Origin of the sequence: Sphingobium tyrosinilyticum (genome assembly GCF_042654265.1) — a bacterium.
GTDB classification, from domain to species: Bacteria; Pseudomonadota; Alphaproteobacteria; order Sphingomonadales; family Sphingomonadaceae; genus Sphingobium; species Sphingobium tyrosinilyticum.
On the sequence record NZ_JBHSFZ010000064.1, the window covers coordinates 39,692 to 58,160 of the forward strand.

Annotated in this window: 14 protein-coding genes; 5 read left to right on the forward strand and 9 right to left on the reverse strand. The window is 61.8% G+C overall.

The window, feature by feature from the left end; genetic code table 11:
- Positions 1 to 60: 60 nt before the first annotated feature.
- Both proS and phaR read right to left on the reverse strand, forming a co-directional pair.
- Positions 61 to 1,587, reverse strand: coding sequence for a proline--tRNA ligase (gene proS / locus ACFO3E_RS17705; RefSeq protein ID WP_066523802.1), 1,527 nt, complete (start codon positions 1,585 to 1,587; stop codon positions 61 to 63).
- Between the two features lie 81 nt (positions 1,588 to 1,668).
- Positions 1,669 to 2,271, reverse strand: a complete 603-nt coding sequence (gene phaR, locus ACFO3E_RS17710; RefSeq protein WP_066523801.1) for a polyhydroxyalkanoate synthesis repressor PhaR — start codon at positions 2,269 to 2,271, stop codon at positions 1,669 to 1,671.
- On the opposite strand from phaR, the gene ACFO3E_RS17715 reads away from it, so the two are divergent.
- Both ACFO3E_RS17715 and ACFO3E_RS17720 read left to right on the forward strand, forming a co-directional pair.
- Positions 2,270 to 3,358, forward strand: coding sequence for an alpha/beta fold hydrolase (locus tag ACFO3E_RS17715; protein ID WP_082919519.1), 1,089 nt, complete (start codon positions 2,270 to 2,272; stop codon positions 3,356 to 3,358). The genes phaR and ACFO3E_RS17715 overlap by 2 nt on opposite strands.
- 45 nt (positions 3,359 to 3,403) lie before the next feature.
- The gene (locus ACFO3E_RS17720; RefSeq protein WP_066523800.1) at positions 3,404 to 4,576 is read left to right on the forward strand and encodes an acetyl-CoA C-acetyltransferase; all 1,173 of its coding nucleotides are present in this window, start codon (positions 3,404 to 3,406) and stop codon (positions 4,574 to 4,576) included.
- Positions 4,577 to 4,636: 60 nt separating this feature from the next.
- On the opposite strand, the gene alr is transcribed toward ACFO3E_RS17720, so the two are convergent.
- On the reverse strand, positions 4,637 to 5,683 hold the full coding sequence (alr, locus tag ACFO3E_RS17725; protein ID WP_066523799.1) for an alanine racemase: 1,047 nt from the start codon (positions 5,681 to 5,683) through the stop codon (positions 4,637 to 4,639).
- 40 nt (positions 5,684 to 5,723) lie between these two features.
- Positions 5,724 to 7,316 (reverse strand): MFS transporter, encoded by a 1,593-nt coding sequence (locus tag ACFO3E_RS17730; RefSeq protein ID WP_380806830.1) that lies wholly within the window; start codon positions 7,314 to 7,316, stop codon positions 5,724 to 5,726.
- Positions 7,317 to 7,454: 138 nt separating this feature from the next.
- Between ACFO3E_RS17730 and ACFO3E_RS17735 the strand changes: the two genes are divergently transcribed.
- On the forward strand, positions 7,455 to 8,540 hold the full coding sequence (locus ACFO3E_RS17735) for an alpha/beta hydrolase (protein WP_082919518.1): 1,086 nt from the start codon (positions 7,455 to 7,457) through the stop codon (positions 8,538 to 8,540).
- Positions 8,541 to 8,648: 108 nt separating this feature from the next.
- Here ACFO3E_RS17735 and ACFO3E_RS17740 read toward each other — a convergent pair whose 3' ends face one another.
- From ACFO3E_RS17740 to ACFO3E_RS17760, 5 genes are all read right to left on the reverse strand, one after another.
- Entirely contained in the window at positions 8,649 to 10,634 is a 1,986-nt protein-coding gene (locus ACFO3E_RS17740; protein WP_380806833.1) for an acetyl-CoA carboxylase biotin carboxylase subunit, read from the reverse strand.
- A gap of 150 nt (positions 10,635 to 10,784) precedes the next feature.
- Positions 10,785 to 11,786, reverse strand: a complete 1,002-nt coding sequence (gene bioB / locus ACFO3E_RS17745) for a biotin synthase BioB (RefSeq protein ID WP_066523796.1) — start codon at positions 11,784 to 11,786, stop codon at positions 10,785 to 10,787.
- On the reverse strand, positions 11,783 to 13,936 hold the full coding sequence (gene scpA / locus ACFO3E_RS17750; RefSeq protein WP_066523795.1) for a methylmalonyl-CoA mutase: 2,154 nt from the start codon (positions 13,934 to 13,936) through the stop codon (positions 11,783 to 11,785). Before scpA ends, bioB begins: the two co-directional genes overlap by 4 nt.
- 165 nt (positions 13,937 to 14,101) lie before the next feature.
- On the reverse strand, positions 14,102 to 14,539 hold the full coding sequence (gene mce, locus ACFO3E_RS17755; protein ID WP_066523794.1) for a methylmalonyl-CoA epimerase: 438 nt from the start codon (positions 14,537 to 14,539) through the stop codon (positions 14,102 to 14,104).
- A 61-nt stretch (positions 14,540 to 14,600) separates the two neighbouring features.
- Positions 14,601 to 16,133, reverse strand: coding sequence for an acyl-CoA carboxylase subunit beta (locus ACFO3E_RS17760; protein ID WP_066523793.1), 1,533 nt, complete (start codon positions 16,131 to 16,133; stop codon positions 14,601 to 14,603).
- Between the two features lie 123 nt (positions 16,134 to 16,256).
- Between ACFO3E_RS17760 and ACFO3E_RS17765 the strand changes: the two genes are divergently transcribed.
- Positions 16,257 to 17,672, forward strand: coding sequence for a helix-turn-helix domain-containing protein (locus tag ACFO3E_RS17765; protein WP_066528432.1), 1,416 nt, complete (start codon positions 16,257 to 16,259; stop codon positions 17,670 to 17,672).
- Positions 17,673 to 17,745: 73 nt separating this feature from the next.
- Entirely contained in the window at positions 17,746 to 18,462 is a 717-nt protein-coding gene (locus tag ACFO3E_RS17770; protein WP_066523792.1) for a 2OG-Fe dioxygenase family protein, read from the forward strand.
- The last annotated feature ends 7 nt before the right edge of the window (positions 18,463 to 18,469 follow it).

Here is an 18,469-nt window from a genome sequence, read left to right on the forward strand (position 1 = left end):
GGCGCGTGCGTGGCGCGGCTCCACCCTTAATCCCGTCCCACATACGGGAGGGGAAATCGTTCAGTAGCTCCGGCCCACCAATACCCGTTCCACCGCCTTCTCGCCGGTAAAGATGCAACTGCTATCCGCCGCATCCGCATTTAGCGGCACATTGCGCAGCGTCAGCTTCTCACCCTTCAGCCACTCGATCACCTTGTCCAGCGCCGCGCCGGTTGGCTTGGCCCACTGGACCAGCGCCCAGCCAGGTTTCTTGCTGGCAGCAAAATAAGCCTTCAGCGCATCAAGCGCGGTGATTGATGTGTCGATATTGCCCTGCAGCCGCGCCTGTGCGTCGGTGAACAGGGCCTGCTGGACCTCCTCCAGCATGGTCGTCGCCGCGCCCAGGAAATCACCCTTCGCCACGATCTGGCTATCGAGCTTGCCATCCTCGCGATAGAGGCGGTCGCGGCGTAGCACGGACACATTGCCGCCCGCAACATCGCGGCCACCGACTTCGATGACGATCGGAGCGCCCTTCTTGACCCAACCCCAGCGCTTGTTCGCGGCCTTCGCGGGGCGCCGGTCGAGCAGCGCGCGAACGGGTTCGCGGAACGCGTCCTTCTTGTTCAACTCCGCGACCAGATCGCCGCAATAATCCAGGATCGCCGTATCCTCATCATTGTCGCGCAGCATCGGCACGACGACGATCTGATAGGGGGCAAGCCGCGGCGGCACACGGAGACCGTCGTCGTCACCATGCACCATGATGAGGCCCCCGATCATCCGGGTGGAGACGCCCCAGCTGGTGGTCTGTGCCAGTTCCTGGCTACCTTCGGCGTTCTGGAACTTGATGTTCTGCGCCTTGGAAAAGGTAGTGCCCAGGAAGTGCGACGTCCCGGCCTGCAGCGCCTTGCCATCCTGCATCATCGCTTCGATCGAATAGGTGGCGACCGCGCCGGGAAAGCGCTCATTCTCCGGCTTTTCGCCAGCTACGACGGGGAGAGCGACGCACTCCTCCGCGAAGCTGCGATAGACTTCCAGCATCTTCATCGTCTCTTCCATCGCCTCTTCGACGGTGGCGTGAGCCGTGTGGCCTTCCTGCCAGAGGAACTCGGCCGTGCGCAGGAACATACGGGTGCGCATTTCCCAGCGGACGACATTGGCCCACTGATTGATCAGCACCGGCAGGTCGCGCCAGCTCTGCACCCAGCGGGAAAATGCTGCGCCGATCACCGTTTCGGAAGTCGGACGGACGACCAGCGGTTCTTCCAGCTTCGCTTCCGGATCGGGCACCAGCTTGCCGTCCTTCTGGATCAGGCGATGGTGCGTGACGACCGCCATTTCCTTGGCGAAGCCGTCCACATGCTCAGCTTCCTTCTCAAAATAGGAAAGCGGAATGAAGAGCGGGAAATAGCAATTTTCGTGGCCGGTCGCCTTGATGCGATCGTCCAGCAACTTCTGCATCCGTTCCCAGATGCCATAGCCCCAGGGCCGGATAACCATGCAGCCGCGCACGCCGCTTTCCTCAGCCATATCGGCTTCGGAAACGACAGCCTGGTACCAGGCGGCGAAATCCTGTTCGCGGGTAACGGAAAGGGCGTGCTTCACGGATCGGGCCTTGTTCTTATGTCTTAAAGAAGGCGCGCCATAGGCCAAGCGCGCCGTCCCGTCGAGCCCGAACGCTCGGGCTCAGCTCAGCTTGTCGATCTTCGCATTCAGTGCAGCAAGCTGCGCCTTCAGGTCCGCAATCTCGTCATCCTTGTCGTCGCCGGATGCTGCGGTAGCTGGCGCCGGCGACACGCCAGGCATGCCGGGCATCCCAGGCATTCCCGGCATGCCAGGAACGCCGCCGAACGCGGTGGCAGCGGCTTCGAACATCTGCATGTTGCGCTTGGCGATTTCGGCCAGCGGCCCCCCGCCAAACGCGCCCTTCATCGCCTCCTGAAACTGCATCTGGTTCTTGCGGAACGCTTCCATCGACGCTTCCAGATATTGCGGCACCATGGACTGCATGGAATCGCCATACATGGCGATCAGCTGGCGCAGGAAGTTGACCGGCAGCATATTCTTGCCCCGTTGCTCCTCCTCCATGATGATTTGCGTGAGGACATTATGCGTAATATCCTCTCCGGTCTTGGCGTCCACGACCACAAACTCGCGCCCCTCACGAGTCATTTGCGATAACAGATCCAGCGTGATGTAACTCGACGTTTCCGTGTTATAGAGACGCCTGTTCGCATATTTCTTTATGATGACCGGCTCTGATTCATTGGCGGTCTTGGTTTTGGCCATGGATTCCTCTCCCACACCTGCACATTCCGCATTAGCACAGGGGGTTGCCGCACCGCAACATGGACCGCGGCCATTACCCCTCTTTCTCAGCATTTTATGGCGCGAAACGGAGAATGATCCTGATCTTCGAAGGCTCGCCTTCCAAGGTTTACGTAAATATCAGACCGCAGAGCGCCCCGCTCCTCCGCCCAGCCCTGCATCATTTGCGGCTTCTGGCAGCGCCAAATTGCTGCACTACGGCAGGGAAAATGGCCGGGCGCCGGTTGTTTTCATACCCTCGCTCATCAACCCGCCCCAAGTTCTCGACCTGTCCGAGGGACGTTCCATGCTGCGCCACATGGCTGCAGCAGGGCATGACGCCTATCTAGTGGATTGGGGCCAGCCGTCAGCCAAGGATGCGAGCCTGGGTCTTGATCATCATGTAACCCAACGGCTCTTGCCGATGCTGGAGGCCCTGCCTCGGCCGCCCATCCTTGTGGGCTACTGTTTGGGCGGAACCCTGGCCCTAGGCGCGGCGTCCGTCACCGATGTGACCGCCATCGCGACTATCGCCGCACCATGGCAGTTTGACGGCTTTCCCACGGAAGATCGCAACCTCATCGGCTCACTTTGGCAAGGCGCAAAGGCGACGAGCGAAAGGCTCGGCTATGTCCCCATGGAGGTCTTGCAGTCTGGCTTCTGGGCGATGGACCCCGCGCGGACGATCCGCAAATATGCCGCCTTCATGAACATGGAACCGGGTTCAGAGGCTGAGCGCGCCTTCCTCGCCGTGGAGGATTGGGCCAATGGCGGCCCTCCCCTCACCTTCGCCGCCGGTCGCGAGCTGTTCGAAACCTTCTATGGCGGCAACGTCACGGGCCTTGCCGAATGGCAGGTTGATGGCGCCAAGGTCGATCCGGCGCGGCTGCGCTGCCCGGCCTTGTCGGTGCGCTCCGCTACCGACCGGATCGTGCCCGCCAGCGCCGCGCCCGAACTTGCGGATGGCGTCACCCTGCAACTCGGCCATGTCGGGATGATAGTGGGCAGCCGCGCCCAGGAACTGCTGTGGGACCCGCTCTCCCTTTGGCTTTCAAGCCATGGGGGATGATGATATTGCGGCAACAGGCCGGTTTCTTCAGCGAGGATCAGGATAGTGTCAGACATCGTCATCACCGCCGCCAAGCGCACTGCTGTCGGCAGCTTCATGGGCGCGTTCGGATCGACCCCGGCACATGAACTCGGCCGCACCGCGATCGTCGCGGCGCTGGCTCAAGCAGGGATTGCGCCCGAGGAAGTCGATGAAGTCATATTGGGCCAGATCCTGACCGCGGCCCAAGGGCAAAACCCTGCGCGCCAGGCAGCCGTAAACTCGGGCATCCCGGTAGAGCGGACGGCGATCGGCCTCAACCAACTGTGCGGGTCGGGCCTGCGCGCCGTCGCCCTTGCCGCGCAGGCGATCAAGGCTGGAGACGCGCGCATCATGGTCGCAGGCGGTCAGGAAAGCATGTCACTCGCTCCGCATGCCCAATATCTGCGTGGCGGCGCGAAAATGGGCCCGATCTCGTTCATCGACACGATGACGCATGACGGGCTGACGGACGCGTTCAACCATTATCATATGGGCGTCACCGCCGAAAATCTGGCGGAGAAGTACCAGATCAGCCGCGATGCGCAGGACCAGTTCGCCGTCGCCAGCCAGAACAAGGCGGAAGCTGCGCGTGCATCGGGCCGCTTCAAGGATGAAATCGTCCCTGTGACGATCAAGGGCCGCAAGGGCGACACGGTCGTCGATGCGGATGAATATATCCGCGCAGGCGCCACGCTAGAGGCGATGCAAGGATTGCGCCCGGCGTTCAAGAAGGATGGCACAGTGACGGCGGGGAACGCCAGCGGCATCAATGATGGCGCGGCCGCCCTTGTGGTCATGACGGCAGCCGATGCTGCGCAACGCAATGCGCCCGTTCTGGGACGCATCGCCAGCTTTGCGACCTGCGGTGTCGATCCGGCAATCATGGGCATCGGCCCCGCACCGGCGTCCCGCAACGCTCTGGCGAAGGCCGGCTGGTCGCTCGCCGACCTGGACCTAATCGAAGCCAATGAAGCTTTCGCCGCTCAGGCGCTGGCCGTCGGGCAGGAGCTGGGCTGGGACCCGGAAAAGGTCAATGTGAATGGCGGCGCGATCGCGATCGGTCATCCCGTGGGTGCATCGGGCTCGCGCGTACTGACGACCTTGCTCTATGAGATGCAGAAGCGGGACGCGAAGAAGGGCCTCGCAACCCTGTGCGTCGGGGGCGGCATGGGCGTGGCCATGTGCATAGAACGCTGAGCTAGGCTTCGGCCATGAACAAGGCCGCCGGTGGATAAGTCGGCGGCCTTTCCGTTGCGATTACTCCCAAAGCCGATCGAAGCGATCGCCAAGCCCCGTCAGCAATTCATATTGAGACAGGCCGGAGAGCGCCGCCGCTTCAGGCAGCGCATAGTCGATATCCAGCCAATCGCCCTCGACCAGTGAAGGCTGGGCGGAAACATCCACAGCAACCAGGTCCATCGAAACGCGTCCGACGACTGCCAGGGCAATGTCTCCGGCCTTCACAATCCCCCGGCCGGAAAACGCCCGCAGATAACCGTCGGCATAGCCGATGTTCAGCACAGCGATGTCCATGTCGCGCACGACTACATGGGTTGCATTATAACCGATGCTGTCGCCCGCTGGCACATGCCGCCTTTGCAGCAATTGAGCCTGGGGGAAGACCACCTGCGCGATCTTTCCCGCCGCTTCCGCCCGTGGCACGCCGCCATAGAGCGCCAGCCCAGGCCGTGTCAGATCGAAAGCATAGTCCGGTCCAAGACAAATGCCCGCGCTGTTCGCCAGACTGTATCGCTGCGCCGGAACACTGGCTTTCAACGCTCCAAACCGCTCCAATTGAAGCTGGCTGAGCCGCGTATCCTCGTCAGCGGAAGCGAGGTGACTGAGCAATGTATCGACGGTCAGACCCTCGATCTCAGCCAAGGAATCGCCGCGCCAATCGAGCCCCAGCCGGTTCATTCCCGTATCCACCATGAGGTCGCAAATGCCGCCGCCGGCAGCCTTCCAGCGCACGATCTGATCGGGCGTGCACAGAACGGGGCGCGCGCGTGAAGCCAGCGCGACCTCCATGTCCTCAGCTCGCACGCCGTGCAGCACCGCGAGCGAAATCCCTTCTTCCAACAACGGTTCAAGCGGCCTTGCTTCGGCCCAATTCGACACGAAAAAGTCGCGGCATCCTGCATCCAGCAGGCGTCGCATTACCTCGACAGCGCCGGCGCCATAGCCATCCGCCTTGATCGCAGCGCCACAGGCTGCAGCGCCGTTGCGCTGTTGTAGCCAGCGCCAATTATTCACAAGGGCGCGGCTGTCGAGGCGCAGACGCAGGGGAGCGGAAAATACGGTCATCCGCCTCGCGATAGCGGCATCCTCCGCAAGCGTCGAGCCGTCACGCGCTCAGCTTGGCGCCGCGCGTTTCCGGCAGTGCGATCAGGCAGGTCAGTAGTGCGACGGCCACCACGACGATGGTGTACCATAGGCCCGCATAAGGATCGCCCGTCCGCGCCACGATATATTGGCTGACGAGCGGCAGGAAACCGCCGAAATAGCCGGTCCCGATATGATAGGGGATCGACAGCGAACTGTAGCGGATGCGGGCAGGGAAATATTCTGACAGCAGCGCAGCCACCGGGCCGTATGTAGCACCCGACAATGTCCAGAGCAGCAGGAGAGCGAGGAACAGCAGCATGGCTCGCGGCCAGTCGGGCTTGACGACGCCGAAGTCATAACCGCGCGCCGTCAGGGCTACATCCAGCCCGTCTGTGCTCAGGTCGGTCACAGTCGTGCCGCCGATCGTCACCGCAGGCCGATCACCAGCTAGCTTGTCATAGGGAATGCCGCGCTTGGAAAAATGATCGAGTAGCTTTCCGCACGCGCTCGGCTGCACCTTGGCAAATGGGTCGAAGCTGCAATCCGGTCCCGACACGACCACCGGCGCGCGCTCCGCCACCTGATAGAGGGCTGGGTTCGCGACACTCCCCATGAAATGGTAAAGCGGCATGAGCAGCAGCAGGACGAGCGCATAGCTGATAATGATGGGCTTTCTGCGGCCGACCCGATCGGACAACCAGCCAAAAAAGATGAACGCTCCCATGCCCACGAAGGCACTGCCGCCCACCAGCAGCTGCGCTGTGCCCGGCGACACATGCAGGCCGCTCTGCAGGAAATAGAGCGCCTGGAACATGACCGTATAGGCGATGACGGTGAAGCCCGCCGCGATCCCGATCATCGCGACCAGCATGCGCCGCTTGTTGCCCGGATAGGTGAAGGCTTCCTTGAGCGGGTTGCGGGATTGCTCACCCGCCTTCTTCATCGCGGTAAAAACCGGACTTTCGCGCAGCATCAGGCGCATCCAGAGCGAAATGGCCAGCAGTGCGAGCGAGAAGATGAAAGGCAGCCTCCAACCCCAGGCTTCCCACGCGGCCTTGCCCACAATCATCTGCGTTCCGGCGACGACGACCAGCGACAGGATGAAGCCCCCGATGACCCCGGCCTGGATGAAGCTGGTGTAAAAGCCGCGCTTCCCCGCTGGGGCATGCTCCGCGACATAGATGGCCGCCCCGCCATATTCCCCGCCCAGCGCAAGCCCTTGCATGATCCGCAGCAGGATGAGGATGATGGGAGCGGCAGCCCCGATGCTGGCTGCGGATGGGGTCAGCCCCACGCCCGCCGTTGCTCCGCCCATCAGGACGATCGTCGCTAGAAAGGTATATTTCCGGCCCAGGCGGTCACCGAGATAACCGAACAATGCTGCACCCAAAGGCCGAAATCCGAAGCCTATTGCAAAGCCCGCCAGCGAATAGAGCAGTTCAACCGTCGGATTATCGGTGGGAAAGAAGGTGCGGCCGATGATAGGCGCAAGCACGCCATAGATGTAGAAATCATACCATTCGAACACAGTGCCGAGCGCGGAGGCGGAAATGACCAGCCGGTCTCGCCTTGCGTCCATGACATAGCCGCTGTCGGCCACCCCCTCCCTCATCCCCCTTCATTCCCCCTGTGTGTTGGCAAATTCTTTTAGAGTAATGCCGCCCCTCGGCAAGGATGGGATGACCTTTGCAGAGGATCATGATTAGGATAATCGAACATATTCGTTCTTTAATATAAGGGAGGGGTGAATATGAGCGTTGAGCCAGGCTCTTTCAGCCGCAGAGAGATCATGTCCGGCGCTGCCTCGATCACTTTGTCGGCGGCTGCTGTGGCTGGAACGGCGGAGGCGACAACGCCTGCGTCCGCCTCTTCAGACTGCCCTGCGGCGCGAACTTTCCCTCCTCCCAGTTCGATCAGCAAGGCGGCGCAAGATTATCTGAGGAAAGGCGCGATGCAGCCGCCACCCCGACCTGTTCCGCAGCCGTCTGACCGGGAAGGCTGGCACGCATATATCGCCGAAGGGAACCAATCGCTCCCGGCGGACGCCATATTGAAGATGCCCGGAGTGGATGTCGAAGCGCAGCAAATCGGTGGCGCAACCTGCTACGTCGCCACCCGCCGCGGCATTTCGGGCGCGGAACGGCGCAAAGCGCATCTGAGCATTCATGGGGGCGGCTGGATATTGTTCGGCGGCCGCGCCGCCATGGCGTTGGCGAAGGTCACGGCGATGCAGTTCGGCGGCGTCACCTTTGCCGTGGATTACCGCATGCCGCCCGATCATCCTTATCCCGCTGGTCTTGATGACTGTTTCGCCGTGTATAAGGCTCTGCTCGCAGAATACGGCGCAAAGAACATCCTGGTTTCGGGCGGCTCCGCAGGCGGCAATCTCGCTGCTGCATTAATGCACAAGGTGAGAGACGCGGGATTGGAGAAGCCGGGCGCCCTTGTTCTTGAAACTCCCATCACCGACCTCACAAATTCTGGCGATAGCTGGGAGGTGCTGAACGGTCTCGATCCCATATTGCGGGACGCGGACGGCGTTGGTTCAACCCAGCTTTACCTGAACGGCAACGACCCGCATCATCCATATCTTTCACCGCTATTCGGCGATTTGGGGAGCGCCTTTCCGCCTACCCATCTCGTCACCGGGACGAGGGACCGTCTGCTGTCCGACACGGTCAGGATGCATGCTGCGCTCAGGGCTGCTGGCGTGGAGGCTGATCTCTATGTCGCCGAAGCCATGCCGCACAGCGGCTTTGGCAAGCAGACCCCGGAGGATGCCGCTGTCCTGACAGACACACGCAAATGGTTGAAAGGGCGCTGGCCCGCCAGCTGATCCACGTGATGACAGCCTCGCTCGGCCGACCCGGGGCTGTCGTCACCGGTCGAGCATCCAAGACAAAAATCGGTGCCCCGCCTAACATGGCGGGAGCACGCAACAGTCTTATTCCATTTCAAGGATGATGGCGTCCACAGGCAGGCTTTCGCCCTGCGCCGCCGACACGCTCTTCACCACGCCCGACTTTTGCGCGCGCAGGATATTTTCCATCTTCATCGCTTCGATCACGGCGAGCGGCTGACCGGCCTCGACCTTGTCGCCTTCCTTTACATGCAGCGCGACCAGCAGGCCCGGCATGGGGCAGATCAGGAAGCGCGAGAGATCCGGCGGGATCTTTTCAATCATGTGCTTGGCCAGCAGCGCGGCATGGGCGGGCAGGATGCGCAGCTTGTGGCTCGCGCCATGAGCAGTCAGGATAAAGCCAGCGCGAACCGGCGCGATCCTCACGGCCAACTGCTCCTCACCGAACTCCGCCTCGATCAGCCGGTCGCCGGGCGTATATTCCAGCGCCATGTCGATCGCCTCGCCATCGACGGTCACGTCGTCGCCATCGACCACGACGTCATGGATAGCGTCACCGATCTTCACCTGCCAGCCTGTCGGCGGAGCGAGGCGTTTGCCGAGTTGACCGTCGATCCGACGCGCCCGGTCCGCCTGTGCCATGGCGGCAAAGGTGCCGATGGCCGACAGCTTCTTGAGCAGCGTCTCCGAGGCCGGAGCACCAGCAAAGCCCTCGGGATATTCCTCGGCGATGAAGCCGGTCGTGATGTTGCCCGAGCGGAAACGCTCATGCTGCATCAGCGCGGAGACGAAATCGATATTGTGACCCGGCCCCTCGATCTCGAACTGGTCGAGCGCAGCGATCTGCTTGTCGATGGCTTCCAGACGGGTCGGCGCCCAGGTGATCAGCTTGGCGATCATCGGGTCGTAGAACATGCTGACCTCGCCGCCTTCGACCACGCCGTCATCGACGCGCACGCCGTCGCCCGTTGCCGGCGGATTGTAACGGATCAGGCGACCCGTCGAAGGCAGGAAGCCGCGATAGGGGTCTTCGGCATAGACGCGGTTCTCGATCGACCAGCCGTTGATCTTCACATCCTCCTGACGGAAGGACAGTTCCTCGCCATTGGCGACGCGGATCATCTGTTCAACTAGGTCGAGGCCGGTGATCTCTTCGGTGACCGGATGCTCCACCTGCAAACGGGTGTTCATTTCCAGGAAGTAGAAGCCGTCGCCGGTCTTGTCCGCGCCCGACACGATCAGTTCGACCGTCCCCGCGCTGAAATAGCCGACCGCGCGCGCCAGGGCGACGCACTGCTCGCCCATCTTCTTACGCATTTCGGGGGATACGAAGGGCGATGGCGCTTCCTCCACCACCTTCTGGTGACGGCGCTGGATCGAGCATTCGCGTTCATTGAGATAGACGATATTGCCGTGCTGGTCGCCCAGGATCTGGATTTCGATATGGCGCGGGCTTTCGATGAACTTCTCGATGAACACGCGGTCGTCGCCGAAACTGTTCAGGCCCTCACGCTTGGTCGCCTCGAAGCCTTCGCGGATATCCTGCTCGGAGTAGGCAAGGCGCATGCCTTTGCCGCCGCCGCCGGCCGAGGCCTTCATCATCACCGGATAGCCGATCTCGTTCGAGATGCGGACGGCGTGCTCGGTGTCCTCGATCACGCCGACATAGCCGGGGACGACATTGACGCCCGCGGCCTTGGCGAGTTTCTTGGACTCGATCTTGTCGCCCATGGCGGCGATGGCGTTGGCCGGAGGGCCCACGAAGATGATGCCCTCGGCGTCCAGCGCCTTGCGGAAGCTCTCACGCTCCGACAGGAAGCCATAGCCCGGATGCACGGCATTGGCGCCGGTATCCTTGCACGCCTGAATGATTTTCTCGGCAATCAGATAGGATTGAGCAGCGGGCGACGGGCCGATATGGACGGCTTCGTCCGCCATCAGCACATGCGGCGCGCGGGCGTCGGCATCCGAATAGACCGCGACTGTCTTGATGCCCATCTTCTGCGCCGTGCGGATGACGCGGCACGCAATTTCGCCACGGTTCGCGATCAGGATCTTGGTGATTGCCATCTTCTGTCCTTGCCCCAGTCCTATCAAAATTGTTCACCCCCGTTCGTCCTGAGTAGCCATTGAGCGAAGTCGAAATGGCGTATCGAAGGATGCTTCGATACGGGCCTTCGCCAAGCTCAGTCCCTACTCAGCACGAACGGTTTGGAAAAATCACTCCGCCGCCTCCAGATGCCCATGCGGCTGCGCCATCATCGGCGTCAGCCCGAGCTTGGAAAGCAGTGCGCTATCCTTGTCGTCGCCGGCATTGGCCGCCGTCAGCAGCTTGTCGCCGGTGAAAATGCTGTTCGCGCCCGCCATGAAGCAAAGCGCCTGACAGGCTTCGCTCATGCTCTCACGCCCGGCGGAAAGCCGCACCATCGACTGCGGCATAACGATCCGCGCCACAGCGACGGTGCGCACGAACTCCACCTCGTCGATCTTGGCGAGCGGCGTGTCCTTGAGCATGTCGCCCAGCACAGTCCCGGCCACCGGCACCAGCGCGTTGATCGGCACGCTTTCGGGATGCGGCATGGTGGCAAGCGCATGGAGGAAGCCGATGCGATCGCTCCGCGTCTCGCCCATGCCGACGATCCCGCCGCAGCACACATTGATGCCCGCATCACGGACATTCTCCAGCGTCTCGATCCGGTCCTCGAAGGTCCGGGTGGTGATGACGTTGGCGTAATTTTCCGGCGAGGTGTCGATATTGTGATTGTAGTAGTCGAGCCCCGCATCTGCGAGTTGCTTGGCCTGATCTGCCGACAGCATGCCCAGCGTCATGCAGGTTTCCATGCCCATCTGGCGCACGCCCTTCACCATCTCGATGAGCTTGGGCATGTCCCGTTCCTTGGGATTGCGCCACGCCGCACCCATGCAGAAACGGCCTGAGCCGTGATCCTTCGCCTGCGCTGCCGCCTGAAGCACCGCCTGCACGTCCATCAGCTTGGTGGCCTTCAGGCCGCTTTCCGCCTCGGTCGATTGGCTGCAATAGCCGCAATCTTCCGGACAGCCGCCAGTCTTGATCGACAGCAGGGTCGAAAGCTGCACTTCATTGCGCGGAAAATTCGCGCGATGGATCGACTGCGCTTCAAACATCAAATCGTTGAAGGGCAGGTCGAACAGCGCAGCGATCTCGTCGCGGGTCCAATCTGTGCGGGGCGTCTGGGTGTTCAAGCGGCTTCCTCCAGCCCCGCAGGGGGCATGTTGTGGCCGAGGAGGCGCAGCACATCGGCCGCACATTCCACGACGTTCGAGCCGGGTCCATAAATGCCCTGCACGCCCGCGTCACGAAGGAAGTCGTAATCCTGCGGCGGAATGACGCCGCCGGCGATCACCTTGATGTCGTTGCGGCCCTTTTCACGAAGCTGCTTGATGAGTTCGGGGATCAGCGTCTTGTGACCCGCCGCGAGGCTGGAAGCCCCAACCACGTCCACGCCGCTTTCCAGCGCCAGCACCACCGTTTCCTCAGGCGTCTGGAACAGCGGGCCCGACACGATATCGAAACCCATGTCTCCAAATGCCGACGCGATCACGTTGGCGCCCCGGTCGTGGCCGTCCTGCCCCATCTTGGCGATGAGTAGTTTCGGCTTGCGACCGAGGCGCCGCTCGACGGCCTGCACACCGTCAAGAACCTGTTTCCAGCGGCTGTCATGCCCATAGGGCTTGGAATAGACGCCCTTCACCGGCGTTGGCACAGTGCCATAGCGGTTGAAGCTATCCTCCATGGCGGAGGAAATTTCGCCCAACGTGGCACGGGCGCGCGCCGCTTCGACGGCGTGGGCAAGAAGATTGTTTTCGATCGACTGCTGACCAGCGGCAGCTTGACGCAGCGATTCCAGCGCAGCCTGGCACTGTGCTTCGTCACGCTCTGCCTTGACGCGGTTGATACGCGCGATCTGCGCCTCGCGAACCTTGCTGTTATCGACCTCAAGCGTTTCCAGCAGGTCTTCATTCGCAAGGCGATATTTATTGACGCCCACGATGACGTCCTCGCCCCGATCGACACGTGCTTGGCGCGCAGCGGCCGCCGTCTCGATCATTGCCTTGGGCCAGCCTGCGCCGACCGCCTTGGCCATGCCGCCTTCGGCCCCGACGCGGTCGATGATCTCCTGCGCGGCATCGACCAGTTGCTGGGTCAGCGACTCGACATAGTAGCTGCCACCCAGCGGATCGACGACATTGCACATGCCGGTCTCTTCCTGGATGACGATCTGCGTGTTGCGGGCGATGCGGGCGGAGAAGTCCGTCGGCAGCGCGATCGCTTCGTCCAGCGCGTTGGTGTGGAGCGACTGCGTGCCCCCCAGCATCGCCGCCATCGCTTCGATGGTGGTCCGCATGACGTTGTTATAGGGGTCCTGCTCGGTCAGCGAGACGCCCGAGGTCTGGCAATGGGTGCGCAGCATCTTGGACCGCTCGTCCCTCGCACCAAGCTTCGTCATGGCCCGATGCCACAGCACACGCGCGGCGCGCAGCTTGGCGATCTCCATGAAGAAGTTCATGCCGATGGCGAAAAAGAAGCTCAAACGCCCAGCGAACTTGTCGATGTCGAGGCCCGAAGCCACGCCATATTTCACATATTCGATGCCGTCCGCGATGGTGAAGGCCAGTTCCTGCACCTGCGTCGCCCCGGCTTCTTGCATATGATAGCCGGAGATGGAGATGCTGTTGAACTTGGGCATCTCGCGGCTGGTATAGCCGAAAATGTCCGAGATGATCCGCATCGAGGGTTCAGGCGGATAGATATAGGTGTTGCGGACCATGAACTCCTTCAGAATGTCGTTCTGAATGGTCCCGTCGAGCAGCTTGCGCTCGACCCCCTGCTCCTCACCCGCGACGATGAAAAAGGCGAGGATCGGGATGACCGCGCCGTTCATGGTCATGGAGACCGACATCTGGTCGAGCGGGATGCCGTCGAAGAGGATCTTCATATCCTCTACGCTGTCGATCGCCACGCCCGCCTTGCCGACGTCCCCGAGAACCCGGGGATGGTCGCTGTCATAACCGCGGTGGGTGGCAAGATCGAAGGCGACGCTGAGGCCCTTCTGGCCCGCAGCCAGATTGCGGCGATAAAAGGCGTTGGATTCTTCCGCAGTCGAAAAGCCCGCATATTGCCGGATGGTCCAGGGGCGGCCCGCATACATGGATGCCTTCACGCCCCGGGTGAAAGGCGCGAAGCCGGGAAGGCCCGGATCGACGGTTACGTCTTCGGCCGTATAAAGCGGCTTCACCGTAATCCCCTCGGGGGTCTCCCAGTTCAGGTCCTTGCCCTTCACCTCCTTGGCGGCGGCGGTGGCCCACTGATCCAGCGTCGGCTTCTCGGTCATTCGTCCCATTCCTTTCCTCTCTCCGTCGGGGGGAGAGGATACGCAGGCTTGCCAGTTCGTCTGACTAGCCGAGGTTGGAGAGGGGGAGAGCCCCTCTCCGCTGCGACTAGGGCCTACTTCGCAGACCCCAATCTCGCTGCCTCTCCCCTAAAGGGGCGAGGCTAATTAGTGGTCGCCCTTCGGCGTCTCCATGATCTCGGTCAGCACCCCGTTCATATCCTTGGGATGGACGAAGAAGATCAGCGTGCCATGCGCCCCGATGCGCGGTTCCCCGAGCACCTTTTTGCCCAGCCCTTCAAACCAAGCCTTGGCTTCATGAATATCGGGCACTTCATAGCACATATGATGCTGCCCGCCTGCCGGGTTCTTGGCGATGAAGCCATGAATCGGGCTGTTCTCGCCCAGCGGCTCGATCAATTCGATTTGTGTGCCGTCGGTGCCATTTTCGCCCGGCGTATCGACAAAGCACACCTTCACCCCCTGCGCGGGCAGGTCGAAAGGCTCATGCGTGATCGTCGCGCCCATGACATCGCGATAATAAGCGATGCTGAATTCCAGCGAAGGCGTTGCAACGCCGATATGGTTCAAGCGGCCGAGTTTCATTTCACTTCACCTAGCTCGTCACCCCGGCGAAGAGCTGGGGTCTCATGAGGCGCAATGCCCGTTAGAGCGGAATATTGTCGTGCTTCTTCCACGGATTCTCCAGCGCCTTGTTGCGCAGCTTGCGCAGGCCCAGAGCAATCCGCTTGCGCGTCGAATGCGGCTGGATCACCTCGTCGATGAAGCCCTTGCTCGCCGCCACGAAGGGGTTGGCGAAGCGGTCTTCATATTCCTTCGTGCGATCGGCAATCTCTTCGGGCGTCTTGCCGCGGAAGATGATCTCGACGGCCCCCTTTGCGCCCATCACCGCGATCTCGGCGGTCGGCCAGGCATAGTTGAGGTCCCCGCGCAGATGCTTGGAGGACATAACGTCATAGGCACCGCCATAGGCCTTGCGCGTGATGACGGTGATTTTTGGAACGGTCGCTTCGGCATAGGCGAACAGCAGCTTTGCGCCATGCTTGATGATGCCCGAATGCTCCTGCGCGGTGCCCGGCAGGAAGCCCGGCACATCGACGAAGGTGACGATCGGAATTTCAAACGCGTCGCAGAAGCGGACGAAGCGGCCCGCCTTCTTGGACGAGTTGATGTCCAGAACGCCCGCCAGAACCATCGGCTGGTTCGCGATGATGCCGACCGTCTTGCCTTCGACCCGGCCGAAACCACAGATGATGTTGCCCGCATGGGCCGGCTGCACCTCAAAGAAGTCTCCCTCGTCGATGACCTTGCGGATCAGCTCATGCATATCATAGGGCTGGTTCGCGTTCGCCGGGATCAGCGTATCCAGGCTTTCTTCGGCGCGGTCCCAGGGATCGGCGCTGGGACGCTCCGGAACCGGCTCCTTGTTCGAGGCAGGGAGGAAATCGACGAAGTCGCGGACCGACAGCAGCGCTTCAAGGTCATTCTCGAAGGCGAGGTCGGCCACGCCCGACTTGGTAGTGTGCGTGACCGCGCCACCCAGTTCTTCCTGCGTGACGATCTCGTTCGTGACGGTCTTGACCACGTCCGGGCCGGTCACGAACATGAAACTCGAATCCTTCACCATGAAGATGAAGTCGGTCATGGCGGGCGAGTAAACAGCGCCACCCGCGCACGGCCCCATGATCACGCTGATCTGCGGCACCACGCCAGACGCCAGCACATTGCGCTGGAAGATTTCCGCGTAACCGGCGAGCGAAGCAACGCCTTCCTGAATCCGCGCACCGCCGGAGTCGTTGAGCCCGATCACGGGCGCGCCGACCTTCATCGCCATGTCCATGATCTTGCAGATCTTCATGGCGTGCCGTTCGGACACCGCGCCGCCATAGACGGTGAAGTCCTGGCTGAAGACGAAGACGAGGCGGCCGTTGATCGTGCCAGAACCCGTGACGACGCCGTCGCCGGGAATATGCTGCTGATCCATGCCGAAGTCGATGCAGTTATGCTCGACATACATATCGACTTCTTCGAAGCTGTCTTCGTCCAGCAGCACTTCAAGCCGCTCCCGCGCCGTCAGCTTGCCCTTGGCATGCTGGGCATCAATGCGGCGCTGGCCACCACCCAGGCGCGCGGCTTCGCGCTTGGCTTCCAGCTGTTCGATAATGGCGAGCTTCGACATAAAGAATATCTCTCCGGGTAACGACACGGACGGCTACATTTGCCCCTTTCCCTTCTTTCCACATTTTCGCAAATGCAAATTTGCCAATTTGCAAATCACCATTTCGCAAATTATGGACGCCGCATGGCAAGAGGCAATCGCATTTTCGCAGGTCCGCGGCTCCGTCAACTGCGTTTGGACCACCGGATGGATCAGGCCACCATGGCGCAGGCGCTCGGTATTTCCGTATCCTATCTCAGCCAGTTGGAAAATGACGACCGGCCGCTGACGGCTAAAGTGAAGGCCGCGGTGGCCAGCGCTTTTCCCACCGATTGGGCGAGTTTCGACAGCCGGGAGGAGGAGCAACTGCTGGGCGCCTTCACCTATGCGCTTGCCCACCCCGAACTGCCGGGCCCTCTGATGGAACCCGAGCGAGTTGAAAAGCTGCACCTCCAGTTCCCTGAGTTCGCCGCCCGCTATATCGACCTCTACAATGCCCATATGCGCGCCAACGAGCGCATCAACATGATCGAGGAGGCGATCGCCAACGATCATGAAGTTCAGGCCCGTCTTCCCTGGGAAGCGGCTCGCGACTGGTTCCACGAGGCGGGCAACTATGTCCATGCCCTCGATTGCCTGGCAGAGGACATGGCGAAGAGCTTCACCGCCGGACAGGCGCTTGATGAGGGCATGCTGGTCGAGGCGCTGGCGCGGCGGCATGGCATCGAAACGCTGATTGCCGACACGCCGGATTCCGCGCTGCGCGCCTATTCATCAAGTGATCGCAGACTGTTTATCAACGCCGCTCTGCCCACCGAAAGCCGCAAGTTCATGCTCTCCCACCAGCTCATGATGCTGGAAGGGCAGGCCGTCATCGCCGATGTCGTCAATCGCGCCGCCTTGCCGGTCGAGGGAGCCGACCGTCTGCTGACGATCGGGCTGGGCAATTATGCCGCGGGCGCGCTGTTGATGCCTTATGCGGCTTTCCGGGAAGCTGCCCGCGAGGTGCGCCACGACATTGATCGCCTCGCTCGCCGCTTCGGAGTCAGTTTTGAACAGGCGTGCCACCGGCTCTCCACCCTTCAAAGACCCGGCTTGCGCGGCATCCCCTTCTTCTTCTGCCGCGTCGATATGGCGGGCAACATCACCAAAAGGCACAGCGCCACCCGCCTGCAGTTCGCCCGCTTCGGCGGAGCCTGTCCCTTGTGGAACGTCCATGAAGCCGTCGCCATTCCCGACCGGATCAATGTGCAGCTGGGCGAAACGCCCGATGGGGTGCGCTATGTCTCCATGGCCAAGGGGCTGGTAAAGCCGTCAGGCAGCTATTCGCGCACGCCGCGCCGCTATGCCGTGGTGTTGGGTTGCGAAATCGCCCATGCCGCGAACTTCGTCTATGCCGATGGCCTCCAGCTGGAGATGGAGGGCGCGGCGACGCCGATCGGCATCACATGCCGCCTTTGTTCGCGCCAGGGATGCGACCAGCGCGCCTTTCCTCCCGCAGACCGCCCGATCCGTGTCGATCCGGACAATCGGCAGATCGTTCCCTATTGGATCGGCTGAACGGCAGGCAAGCGGTCCCAGCTTGCGGAAACTGGCCCTGTCGCTCGTTTCCTCAAGCGCTTAGGCTGGACACATGATCGACGATATTTCTTTGCGCGGCGATATCCGGACGCACCTGACGAACAGCGGCTTTGCACGTGCCGGCGGGCGTGAAATGCTGGCTGCGCTGGGCGCCCAGGAACCGGCCTGGCAGCAGTTTGCGCGTAGCTGGGATGATCTTGGCCCTGACCTCTATATGGCCGATGGCGGCCGCTATCGGCGGCGGCGTCATGCTGCCTTCCGTTGCCAGCAGGGTGAATTCATCCGCAAGCCCCACCAGCCCCATTTCCAAAGCCGCGACTATAATCCCTTGAACGGTGACGTGCAGCGTTGGTTCGAAGCCGTGCATCAGGAGACGATCGACAACCCTGTGATGCAAGCCGTTTTCGCTTTCTGCGCAGACAGCTTCGGTGCGACCGGCGCGCAGCCTTGGCATGTCGAAATGCACCAGTTCCGCATCGAAGCGCAGGAGGGCCAAGTCGGCCGCCCAACACCGGAGGGCCTGCACCGCGACGGGGTCGATTGGGTCTTTGTCATGCTGATCGAGCGCCGCAATGTTCGCGAAGGCGTGACCCGCATCGGAGCGCCCGACGGTTCAGCGCTTGGCGAATTCACGCTCGCTTCGCCCGGCGACGCGGTGCTGATCGACGACCACCGCATCCTGCACGGCGTCACCGAAATCCACGCGGTCGAACCAAATCTTCCAGCTTGGCGGGACGCGCTGGTGGTGACGTTCGCCGAGGAAAGCTAAACTGCGG